This window comes from Paenibacillus sp. FSL H8-0548 (genome assembly GCF_038630985.1).
Lineage (GTDB): Bacteria > Bacillota > Bacilli > Paenibacillales > Paenibacillaceae > Pristimantibacillus.
On the sequence record NZ_CP152049.1, the window covers coordinates 6,431,029 to 6,443,773 of the forward strand.

Annotated in this window: 7 protein-coding genes; 1 reads left to right on the forward strand and 6 read right to left on the reverse strand. The window is 48.0% G+C overall.

All coding sequences use genetic code 11. The features are described from left to right. Positions 1-82 precede the first annotated feature (82 nt). The 6 genes from MHI37_RS27235 to MHI37_RS27260 form a co-directional block, all read right to left on the reverse strand. The gene (locus MHI37_RS27235) at positions 83-2,893 is read right to left on the reverse strand and encodes a sugar-binding domain-containing protein (RefSeq protein WP_076337552.1); all 2,811 of its coding nucleotides are present in this window, start codon (positions 2,891-2,893) and stop codon (positions 83-85) included. Between the two features lie 37 nt (positions 2,894-2,930). Continuing rightward, a complete protein-coding gene (locus tag MHI37_RS27240) occupies positions 2,931-4,529 on the reverse strand; it encodes a response regulator (RefSeq protein WP_256710560.1) in 1,599 nt (532 codons plus the stop codon). Next, positions 4,529-6,316, reverse strand: coding sequence for a sensor histidine kinase (locus MHI37_RS27245; protein WP_076337551.1), 1,788 nt, complete (start codon positions 6,314-6,316; stop codon positions 4,529-4,531). Before MHI37_RS27245 ends, MHI37_RS27240 begins: the two co-directional genes overlap by 1 nt. Positions 6,317-6,406: 90 nt before the next feature. Continuing rightward, positions 6,407-8,104, reverse strand: coding sequence for a hypothetical protein (locus MHI37_RS27250; RefSeq protein WP_256710559.1), 1,698 nt, complete (start codon positions 8,102-8,104; stop codon positions 6,407-6,409). A gap of 75 nt (positions 8,105-8,179) precedes the next feature. Then, positions 8,180-9,079, reverse strand: a complete 900-nt coding sequence (locus tag MHI37_RS27255) for a carbohydrate ABC transporter permease (RefSeq protein ID WP_256710558.1) — start codon at positions 9,077-9,079, stop codon at positions 8,180-8,182. Beyond that, the gene (locus MHI37_RS27260) at positions 9,080-9,973 is read right to left on the reverse strand and encodes an ABC transporter permease subunit (protein ID WP_076337550.1); all 894 of its coding nucleotides are present in this window, start codon (positions 9,971-9,973) and stop codon (positions 9,080-9,082) included. A 344-nt stretch (positions 9,974-10,317) separates the two neighbouring features. Between MHI37_RS27260 and MHI37_RS27265 the strand changes: the two genes are divergently transcribed. Then, positions 10,318-12,603, forward strand: a complete 2,286-nt coding sequence (locus tag MHI37_RS27265; protein ID WP_076337549.1) for a hypothetical protein — start codon at positions 10,318-10,320, stop codon at positions 12,601-12,603. The last annotated feature ends 142 nt before the right edge of the window (positions 12,604-12,745 follow it).

The window sequence follows — 12,745 nt, forward strand, 5'->3', positions numbered from 1 at the left end:
CTTATAGCTATATTGTATAAGATAGCTGCAGAATAACGGGATGGAGCAATCCATCAAGCAGGGGGGACTAAACCACTTAAATCTATTTCGGATAGGAAGGATTAACAACAGCTTGGCCGCGATGCGACTGCCGGTCGGCCGCCGCATTCGGATCTAAAACGCTGCGGATCTGCTCGAAGCTTAGCTCTTCAGTCGGCATGAACTCCGCTGAGGCTGCATAACGCAGCAGACTATGTAGAAGCTGCCTAGCTTCTGGCTTATCTTGCTGTCCAATGAGATCGCTTGCGCATACGAGCAAACTTCCACTGCCTACCTTAGCTTCGACGATCAAGCCCAGCTTATGGTTCCGCTCAAAGTTGTCGATGACCTGTACGATGGGACGGAACGCCGCCGGCCAATCATCCAATAGGAGTGAGTGTGAGTTCATCAGAATCGCCCACCATTGCCAATTACTATGAAACTCGGTCGGAAACGCCTTAAATGCGGGATGCTGCTCATCACATAAAATACCCAGCGTGCCTGGTGCAGGCGCTGCATGGTTTCCTTCGCAGATGGACCTAAACATAGGATAACACCAGAAATCCGAGGCAAAAGCTCCGTCGATATGGGAAGATAGCTGCTCCTGATCGGCAATCAACAGCACGCGTCCGCCGTCTTCAAGTAAATCGCGCACCTCCTGATCAAGCCTTCGACGTACATGGACGCCATGGTTTGAATCCGTATCAACCTCGGACGGGTATACCCATATTGCGTAATGATTCACTACCTTGCTTCCCACCCATTTCAGCTCCAGCGCAAGCTTAGCTGGCGCTTTTACTTTGGACAACTTGATTTGAAGTTTTCCCATAGACGCCAAAGCGCCTTGACCGACATCCGTCGCCACTGTCACGCCATTCTCGATTAGCTGTTCACCTTGCTTAAGCGACCACTCCAGCTGAACGTCCGCAAGCTCGTTTGCACCGTAATTCGCCATTTCCAAATCCGCTTCGAAGGTCTCATCCTCGGTGTACGTATATCGAGGAAAACGAGCAAGCAATACGATGTCCGAGCAGAACTCACGCCATTGCTCCGGCTCGATAAACCCTTTCGAATCCATAAATGCATCCAGCACACCGACCAATGCCGTCCCTTGTCCAGGAAAATCCTGCAGATCGAGCAGTTGAAAGCCGCCGAAGCCCGGTGTACGCAAAGCCGCTTCAATTTCTTCGCGGTAGCATCTCACCGCAAGCTGTCCTGATGCCCGGAAGAAATCATCGGCTTGATCACCCATTCCCGCATTTTGAAGCCGTTCACGAAAAACTTCAAAATTACGCGCTTGAAGGACACCGACATATTTTTCGATCTCGCCAAAATTAGGAAACGATTGAAATTGACCAATTTCATGGCTAACGATAGGCGCTTGGATGTCCGGCAGATTATCCCTATAGTCCGTGAGCGTTGATGGATAGCTTGCCTGCACATGTCCAAGCGGCAAATCCGCATGGGAGAATGAAGCTCGTACCATTGAGCCGCCATGTCCCGTTCGCATCGTCACCCAGAAATCCGATTCTTCCGAGAAGGACGGCGCCCAGAAATAATTGTTCGCTCCCTCGGCGTATAAGCGTCTGCTGTCTCGTTCCCGATACTCCTTCAGCAGAGCCAGCATCGCTTTGCGGCTTCCATGCAATTCGTTGCCGAGCGTGAACAAGGCGAAGGACGGATGATTGCCGTAAGCCTCCAAAATGCGCAAGCCCTCCTTGCGCAAATAGTCAGCTTTGGCTTCATCGTATTCCTCATCCTCAGGATCGTGGAAGGTTCCCCAATACGGCAGCTCCGGTTCGAAATAAACGCCGAGCATGTCCGCAGCTGCAAAACCCGCTTCCGGAGGACAACAGGTATGGAAACGGTAATGATTAATGCCATAAGATTTCGCCACAGACAACACCTTAACCCATTCTTCCACGGTCATCGGCGAATATCCCGTTAGCGGAAACGCCAAAGCATCATGTTTCCCACGTAAAAATACTTTTCGCCCATTATTCGTAAACTGCGTTCCCTCCGTGCCGAATTGACGCATGCCGAAGCTTACGGATTGCTCACCCCGATAAATCACTTGCCCGGCAGCAGCCTCCAATCTTAATTGCATGCGATAAATAACAGGAGTGAATTCATCCCACAGCGCAGCACCCTCGCCTATTTCGTAATCCCATTCAACCGTATGGCAGCCTGGCTCTGAAGAGATATGCAGCGTCCTCTCTGTAAAGCTAGATGCTGAATATGCCGTCCCCGCAGCATCCGCCATCTCGAATGAAATGCTCACATTGGCGCTACTCGAAGTATCGTTAAGCACTTGAAAAGCGAAACGAACCGACTTATTCGCAACATCGGGAAAAGCATGTATACGCTCCAAACGGATCAATTCCACTACCTGAATTTCGATTCTGCCCAGCAGCCCGTTCCAGTTCGTTTGCGTATCGGGCGATGTCATATGCCCGCCCTTTATCGGCAAGCCGCTATTATCGACCAGTACCGTTAACGTATAAGTTCCCGGTGCCATTGATCCGAATTCATAGACATGAGGCGCGCTAACGCTGTCCTGCATGCCCTTCCATTCCTCGCCGATCCAAACCTGCGTTACTCTTGTTCGCTCCAAATACAACCGAATAGGCTTGCCTGCCCATTCTTCCTTTATTTCAATATCTCGCTGATACCAAGCATATCCGGTTAACGGGTACGTTTCGGTAAGATGGGCAACTTCCCTTGCCGTATTATATTCGCCTTTTTTATTTTCGGCGGTCGTTCCAGGCAACTGAATTTCATCTTGCATCAGACCTTTATAATATTGATTCTCGATGCCTTGCTTCGCAGCATCTAGGCCAAATCTCCACGTTCCCGCTATTGATTCTATTATCATTTCGTTCAATGCCCCCAGCTCTTGGCATACCCATGCCTTAATGGTAATCTCTATATTCTTGCGGCGTATAGCCCGTCGTCTTCTTGAACAAATAAGCAAAGTAAGCAGAGGTCTGAAACCCGACCTGCTCTGACACCTCATATACCTTAATGCTAGGATTGCGAAGCAGCTCCTTCGCTTTGTTCATCCGCGTTTCCTGAAGAAAATCCGAGATCGTTTTGCCCATTTCTTTTTTGAACAGCACACTTAAGTAACTCGCATTCAGATGATGAATTTCAGCAATTTGCTTCACCGTAATATGTTCTGGGAAATGTGCCTCCAGATATTCCGTAACCTTGCCAATCAGATTATGCCTTTGGCTTGCTTCGCCCTTTGTTTCAATGACCATATAGCGTTGAACGTAATCGAGCACAACTTCCCGAATTTGCGCCTCGCTCCTGCAATCGATAAGCTTTTGCCACATCTCCAAATTCATTTGCCCGCCCAGCTCTTTGTTCCATTTCTGCTTGCGAGCCAGTTCGCTGAGCAGCGCCATGCCAAAAGCTTGAATATACGTAAACAGCATAGAAGGCTGCGACAGAAGCATATCGAACACATTGTTAACGTAGTCAATCACCTTACGTCCATCTGTGGCAGCCTCCGTCAGCTGTATAATTTCGGGTATAATCTCTTCTCGCAGACGAAACTGCTGGAAATCCGATTCATCCAGTCGATCGTAATGCAAGATTTGCCCGCCTTCCATTAAGCGGGATCTTGCCATCATGAATTTCACTTCCTTGTACAGTGACGGGACCTCTTCCCATGTCGTACATATCCTGCTATTGCCAATCGTAACCGTTGAACCATATTGCTCCTGCATTACGTTTTGGATAAAGACAAGCTGTTTTTCGATCGAGGCTCGTTCAATAGGACTCAAATTAATGTGCAGGGCAACAATTTCGTCGGTGCCGGTCTTAGCGACATAGACATGACGATAATCGAATAAACCGATATGAACCACTCGCAAAAAGCCAGTTCCGATCACGACTCTCTCCCTTGCGCCCTGTCCCGAAGAATGGAATTGATCATAACCGAAGACGATTAACCCAATTTCTTGATTGCTGGCAGGAAACTCAAGCAAGCGTCCCCATGAATTCAACATGTCAGGATTGATGCCTGCTTCTCCAATGACATCCGCCACAAATCGCTCTCTGACGATATCCAAGCTGCCGGACACTTTCTCTTGAAGCTCCTGCGCCTGATCCTCGATTTGCTTCAGCTTAGTCAATGTCTTCCGAAAGCCCGTCAGCTTACTCTCGACCTCTTCCACTTTAATCGGCTTTAACACATAGGCTTGCGCTCCGACGTTCATCGCTTCCTGCACGAATTCGAATTCGTTGTAGCCGCTAATCATGAGCACTTGAAGCTGCGGACGGATGGCTTTACCCTTGGCGACAAGCTCTATCCCCGTCATCACGGGCATAGAAACATCCGATATAAGCACATCAATAGGAGCATTCCGCAATATTTCGAGCGCTTCCTGACCGGACTCTGCGGTGAAAGGCATATCATAACCAAGTTCCTTCCACTTGATATAGCGCACCAGCCCCTGAATATGGGTAGGCTCATCATCTACGATCAACGCTTTTAGCAACATCACACCACCTTCCTGATCTGCGGCACATGGACGCATGCAGGTATAATAATCGTTACCGCCGTCCATTCATTTTCTTTGCTGTCTACGGTAAATTCATGCTTGTTTTCAAAATAAAGCTGGAGCCGCTCACGTATATTGGCCGTGCCGAATCCATTGCCGTTACCCGCCTGCTTTCCTAATCGGATTTGCTCCAGCATATGGCTTGGGATGCCCACGCCATTATCGAACACCTCGAATCGAACGTTATTTAGTTCCAGCTGCGCCGAAATCCGGATGACTGCGTCTTTCTTTCCTGTAATGTTGCCATGCAAATAACAGTTTTCCACAATGGGCTGCAATAGCAGCTTAATCGTGTAAAGCTCCAGCAGCTCCTGATCAATATGCCACTCGATGCTTACCCTGCCAGGATAACGCATCTCTTGAATGTCCAAATAAGCTCTTACATGATCAAGCTCACCCTTAATTTGCGTTACATTAATTTTATTGTCCAACGCCAATCGGTAGAAAGCAGTTAAGGCATCAATCGTACGCAGCTGCGTTTCGTCTTGAAGGTCCAGCGCTCGCCATCTCAGCAGACTTAATGAGTTGTAAATAAAATGCGGGTTGATTTGTGCTTGCAGCGCTTTGAACGATTGCTCGCGTTCCTTGAGCTTCGCTTGGGTGATATCTTCAACGAGCATGCCTAGGCGGCCGGACATCGAATTAAACAATATTTCCAGATCGCCAAGCTCATCTTTATCGGTATTGCGGATACTGACATCGAATTGGCCCTGACTGACATCATACATACGTGTGCCAAGCTTGCGAATACGCCATACGACATTTTTCAGCACCGTCATAATTAAAAAAGTCGAACAAAGCAGAAACAGGAAAATAACGGCGATGATGCCGTATAAAATCATCTTAGACTGACTCTCAAGCTGATCCATTTGGATCAACGCGGCAACATGCCAATTTGAATCAATGGGCCTTACCATGAGCAAATTGCCGTCAACCATTGCGCCGTTGGATAAGCCAGCTTCTTCCCAGTGATCGTTTAACGTTGTGGACTTTAGCTTTAAACCGATTTTCCCCGGATCGGAGGAAACGATGATCGTGCCGTTATCGTCAATAATCGATAATTCTCCCGCACCGCTGAACGGCTCGTTAAACAGATTTCCAAAAACCGTTTTATAGTCTAGCAGTAAATAAATAATGCCCTGCAAATCGCCGGCAGGACTCATAATTTTATGAGAGATTACAAGCTTATCCTTGTTAACGTTGCTCCATATTAATGAGCTGGGGGCAGCGCTTGCTTTCTCGAACCAATCCGTTTCAGTAAAGTCCGGCTGCAATATGCGCCCTTCCGGCTTCCAAAGCAAACGCCCGTCCTGCACAAGCATTGGATTCGTGTGATAAATCCGAAAATCGTCGATGCCCGGCAAATATTTACTCGTGAATACGAATGAGCGATCCACATACTCGACTGTATTCAGCTGCTCGAACATATTTGAATAATCACGGCTTAATCGCGAGATAAGCTCCCCGTCCGTAGCCGTTCGCGTGGCGAGCACATCGTAGCTTTGCTTACGGAATTCTATATTTTGGACCGTTTGGCGCATCGCCTCATTAATCGTAACCAAATAATTCGCTCTAAAGCTTTCAAGCGCAAGATAGCCTGCGCCAATTCCTAGAAAAATCGTAGGAACAAAAATAATAGCTCCATAAAGAATGAGTATTTTTCCTCGCAGGTTCATTTTTCGGGTGAACCTGATCACTATTCGTTCAAGGCTGCGGCGTAATTGCATCGTATCCCTCCTTTCCATAGTGTAATCGTATTCGTAACAATGGAAAAGGGAGCAACCTCCCTAAAGGGGTTGCTCCGTCAGCTTTTACAGCTAGCCTTGCTCTTTCAACAACGCTTCATATTGCTCCTGCCATTCTTGCTTGACCTCAGTCCAGTGTCCGCGTTTCTCGAGCGCATCGCTGAACGCCTTCCAGGTTGCTTCAAACTGCTCGTCGCTTGTGGACATGATGAATTTCGCTCTATACTCCTTACGGATGTTTTCGAGCTCAGGCAAATATTTCTCTAGCAGGCCGCCTGCCTTCGCTTTAACCAAATCATAGGTTTGGCTGCTGCGCACAGCGCCCATCTGTCCTACCGCTGCTGTAAATTCTGCCGTTTTTTTGCTTCCGGCCTTATCACTTTGCCCATAGTTCCACCACGGGTACCAGTCGTTATTGTAGGACGAGATCATGTACAGCTCCGGCGTTACTTTAGCTTTTTGAGCAGGCTCACCGGAATTACGGGCTTTTTCATACTCTGCATCAATATATTTCCATAGACCCAGCGGCTGGTCAATCCATCCCCAGTACTTACCTGCCGGTCCTTCGTTAATGACATGCTGCTGCTCCGCTTGCGGATCAAGCGTGTAGTCGAGGAACTTCAAAACCGCCTCTAGGTTTTTTGAATTTTTGCTAATATAGACGTCATAGCCTGGATATGGATTGATGACGGTGTTCGCTCCAAGCTTCTCTACGCCATCTACTTTAGGGAATGGAACGACTTGATAAAACCAGCCTGGCTCAGTCGGCCCGTCCAGCTGCTCCCAAAGCGTAGCGTCTACGTTAAAGAAGGTCCCTACATTCATCGCTACGCGTCCGGCTTTGTTTTTCTCTTTGTAGCGTTCTTTTTTATCGGTTACGACCTCTGGATCCACGAGATTGGAACGATACATCTTGTTCATCCATTGGTAAGCTGCTTTGTACTGCGGGTCATCATATAGGAGAACAATATCATCCCCCTTCTTCTCTGCCGGGATAATGCCGCCTCCCGTCGTTACGCCAAACGTGCTCAAAACCGCATTTTCATCGTTCCAGCTAGCCGTGTCATTAGGGTCCATTAAGAAGCTAAGCGGAAGCAATGGCTTGCCTGACTCATCTTTCTGCTCAGCTGCTTTTTTCAGAAATGCTTCTACCCCTTCAATTGTAGCCAAATCCGCAGTGGTCATTCCGGCTTTCTCTAACACGTCCGTACGGACAAGCCATGATTGTGAAGCCCAGCCCGGCCACGGATTATCTGGATTTTGATCGAACCAGGTCGGAATTGACCAAATATGTCCATCAGCATCCTTCATTTGATCCAAATATACTTTGGGAATCTTAGCAAGATTAGGGTATTGATCAGGCATATCAAAATATTGCTCGACAGACAGCACTTTATTGGAGCGGATCATCGCTGCTTTCACGATTTCGCTGCGGCCGAATACGGCTGCATCTTCAAAGCCGCCTGTGTTCAGCTTTAGGTTAAGCGCGGTTACCGCGTCACCCTGAGTCGCCTCCAGCTCAACCTCGATGCCTGGCTGCGTCTCTTTCCAATATTTTTGGACGAGACTATCGTTGTTAACCGTCGCCGACCAGCCCAGCCAAAGATTGAATTTTTGTGATCCCTTGGTGCTTGTGTTGCTGCCCTGTTCCACATCATTCGTTTCCTTGTTCGATGAATTTGAACCGGAGCAGCCTGCGACGATCGTGAGCACTAATACCATAGCAAGCAGCATAAGGCTGCCATTCTTAAAGCGTTTGCTCTGCATCATTCTGTTTTCTCCCCTTTGTAAGTTGCATTAATAATGGTATATGTTCAAGCGCAATACCCTTTAGTAAACGGCCCTTCACCCTTTCACGGAGCCGATCAATACGCCCTTCACGAAATACTTCTGAAGGAACGGATACACACATAGAATCGGAATGGCGCTGACCATTACGGTTGCCATTTTGACCGACATGAGCGTCACGTTTTTCATTTGCGACCCTCTAGCGAGCGCTTCCTGATTCGAGTTTGATCCTAAAATAGCCGACATATCCTGCGCCGACAATAATTGCTGCAGAAACGTTTGTACCGGAATCAAATCTTGCTTGGTCACATAAAATGCTCCGGCGAACCAATCGTTCCAATGGCCCACGGCGATGAACAAACCGATTGCCGCCAGCATCGGCTTCGATAACGGAGCGATAATCTGGATCAATATGCGGAATGGACCTGCGCCATCAAGCTCGGCAGACTCAATGAGAGCCTCGGGAATCCCTTGGATGAACTTCAGCATAACGAACATATTCCAAACAGAGAACATGCCGGGTATAATATAGACCAAAAAATTATTAATCAGACCTAGGTTGTACAGCTGGATATAGAGAGGAACAAGACCGCCGTTAAAGAGCATTGTGATCAAAATATAGCTCAAAATCGATTTGCGGAACGGAACCCGTTGATAGGATAAGCCGAAAGCAACCATTAATGTGATTAGAAGACCTGCTATCGTACCAAGAACCGTACGAGCGATCGTAATCAGATAGGCACGCTGGATGACTTCATTCCCCAGCACGATTTCATAGTTGATCAGCGTAAACGCCCTAGGCCATAAATAAACCCCGCCCTTCGCCGCATCCGTCCCCTCATTCAGCGATATCGCCAGCATGTAGGCAAACGGATACAGCACGGATAGACATAGCAAGAGCATAAATATGACAATGATGCTTTGTGAGAGCCTTTCTCCCGATGAACGTTTCTTCAACTACCATAACCCCTCGCCATTCAATTTTCTGGATATCTGATTCGTTACGACGACGAGAACAAGACTAATAACGGAGGACAACAGCCCAATTGCAGTAGCCATTCCAAAATAACCCTGTTGAAGACCGCTTCGAAGCACATAGGTATCCAGAACATCCGCCACCTGCATGTTAGCCGGATTCATGAGCGGATAAATCTGATCCATGCCTACCGCAATCAAGCTCGGAATGCTTAAGATTAGCACGATCGATACTGTAGGCATAATGCCTGGCAGCGTCACATGCCGAATTTGCGCCCGCTTCCCTGCACCTTCCACCGTGGCAGCTTCATACAGCTGCGGATCAATAGCTGATATCGCTGCGAGATACAAGATCGTATTCCAGCCTACCTCTTTCCACAAGCCGCTAGACACGATCATCGGCCGAAACCAACTTTCCGACCCTAGGAAAAAAATCGGCTCCCCGCCCATTCTTGTAATCAAGTCGTTAGCCAATCCTCCATCCAGCGTAAGAAACGATTGCAAGATATAAGCGACGACAATCCAAGAGAAGAAATGGGGCAAATAACTAACAGACTGAACGAACCTTTTGAACCCAGCATGCACCAATTCATTAATCATTAAAGCTAATATAATGGGGGCGGGAAAACCGAATACGAATTTCAATACAGAAATGAACAGCGTGTTTTTTACAACTGTCCAAAACTGCGGTTCTTGTAGGAATGAAAAGTTTTGCCAACCGACCCAAGCGCTGTCCCATATGGAGGACCCGATCTGAAAATCGCGGAATGCGATCTGAATGCCTGCCATAGGTACATAGTTAAATAGAAACAAAAGCAAAATGGCAGGAAAAATCATTACATACTGCCAACGGTATTTGTATAGGCTTGCCATCATGATGTCTTAGCCCCTCCTTCATATATTCATTGTAAGGGGATTCATTTGGGCAAACCATATAACGGTGATTGGATTTTGATCGTAATGATTTGAACTTTGATCATCTGGAATCACATCTTGGACAAAAATAAAGAGGCATGGATATCCTCTGCCCTATACGGCTTGATATTTCATAAAATATACGGCGTCAATTCAGTTTATAAACGCTTCAACCGCATCTTTAATGAAAGCGCAATAATTTGTCCTACTTCCTTAAATCTCTCCTATATCTTTGTACCTGCCCATCTCTAATAATGAAGAAAGGCGCTGCAGACCGCTAATCTAACTAACAAAGGAGACTGAATATGCCGCATCCCTTTATGAGCATAAGCGAAGCTTTGTCCCAACCAAGAAGCCGATTCTTTGGCGTTACCTACCAAGATGGCAGCTATCTCGCAAAAGATGAAATGAGCTTCTTCGGACGCAAGCTGCCAGACCCTGAGCTGAGCTTCGATATTTCAAACAATAAGACGCTGGTTAATGTTAATATGAACGGCTCCATCAAACTTGTATCGATCTATCATGGGAATTATTACAGCGACAACATTCCTGGAGTGTGGATGTGCAAAGATTTTAAGAAGACGGGGCCTTACGGATACAAGCTTCAAATAGGTGAGGAGCTGTTCGATCTTAGCGAGGATGATCTCCCTTATGCCACTTCTCTCCTTGACAACCTGTTTCCCATCACAGAGTTCCAGTTCAGTACAATAAAGGCTACTCTAATTACCTATACTCCCCTCTCAGGAGACGGAACCGTCCGACTCCGCGGACTTATCTACGGACTGCTTCTGGAAAACCAATCACAGGAAATCGTATGCGGCAAAGTCTCACTTCCTTCCGCGGACGTACGGAGCGACCTGTTCAGCGGAGCCGAGCTCTGCGTCCATCCCGCGGACCTCGAGAACAAGAGCGGCTCCATTTCCTTCAAGCTGTCTCCCGGTAAGTCTGTATGGGTGCCGGCTGTTATCTCTCCGCCAGGTGAAAAAACGCTTCAGACTATCGACGAGAAGGGCTCCCTGCACTGGTTAAACGAAACGTGGGCATATTTCAAAGGGATAACCGGCTCGCTGAAAATGGAAAACGATCCATTTGTCGCTGAATTTTACGAGCGTGCCGTCCTTCAATGCTTCGGTTCGATCGGGATGGATGGCAGCGGCTCTATTGCAGGCTCCAATTGGGGTACTTACCCGACCACGGAATTCATTTGGAACAAAGACATGTATTATTCATTTCTCCCGTTTCACACGACGGAACCCGAACTGTTCAAGCAAGGCCTACTATGGTTCCTAGAGCACGGGGTGCGCCCTGCCGGCAACCGGTATAAAGGCGGGATTACCCATTCGCTTAGCAACTCCCTGTCCTCCGTCATTATGGCCGGCCTGTATTACCGAACTACGGGAGACAAACGCCTTTTTCTGGACAACACGGGCATCGATCTAAAAATACGAGCCTTGTTGGAAGAAACGGCTCGCACCCGCAAACCGGACGGACCATGGCTATTCCCTTCTGTATGGCTATCGGACGCCTATTCGCTCGGCGATTACCATACAGGCTCCAACGTTATTGCCTGGGCTTCATTCTTCCACTATGCCCGCATCGTAGAGGATGTGTTCGGCGATACAGCCACTGCTGAGCGCTACCGGGATATTGCCGCTCGGATACAGGAGGATCTGGAGCAACTTACGACCACGGAAGGCCCATTCGGCCGTCAGTATGTCGAAGGAATCAGTATATCCCCCTCAGACAAGCTGAAGGATAACGCGAAGAAATATGAGGGAACTTACGAGGATTTCGGTATGCAGTTTATCTGGAACTTAACCGAGAACGGAAAGATCGACTTGCTTCATCACGACGGGGAGGAATCAGATACGATTCTTATGCCGCTGTACGGTTACACGTCTTATGTCAACCCGACGTACAGCAACTATATGCGCTTTTCGTTAAGTACATCCAACCCGACTTATAATCCGGAATCTAGGGGTATTCAATGGGGAGACCACTCGGCTTGCACGTTCCCGGGCTATATGAGCGGCATGGGCATGATCACGAATGCCGATTCCATGAGCGGAGAAGACGGCTATTTCACGCAAATCCGCAAACTGACCGACGCAGATGGTTCGCTTTGGTGGTGGCCTTATAATAACGGCTCGCCTTACGGAGATGTCGTCCGCCACAATACATGCGGCAAATGCGGATGGGCCTCAGGCGTATTCGCTGGCATGTTCGTCTCGGAAATACTAGGGCTAGCCTATGACGCGCCTGCCAAACAGCTATCCTTCCGCCCATTCAGCCCTACCAGCCCGTTCGTCTGGGATCGCTTCAAGCTGGGCAGCCAGACCTTCAGCGTCTCATATCGGAAGGAAGAAGGAATGACTGAGGCAGTCGTGACCAGCTATGGACCGCACGCCATTACAGCTATTATCGAATTGCCTTCCGATGAACCCACCGATTCTATCGATTTTCAGTCAGAGACCAAAAGCGGCGATGAATCCTCACTCCGGCATAGCCGCGCAGTCCGAATCTTCAGGGAGACGCTTCAGCCAGGTGAGACCAAATCGTTCACCATTACGACAAAAACTACTATTCTATAAGGAATTTGAAAAAATCAGATTCCAAAAAAGGAGTTCCCTTTGGCAAGCTATTGCCGAAGGGAACTCCTTTTTCCATGGTCGTAGCATTGCTAAGACTGTTTCTGCAAACTTTGCCGGTTAAAGAAATTTTCCGTTTCAAAAA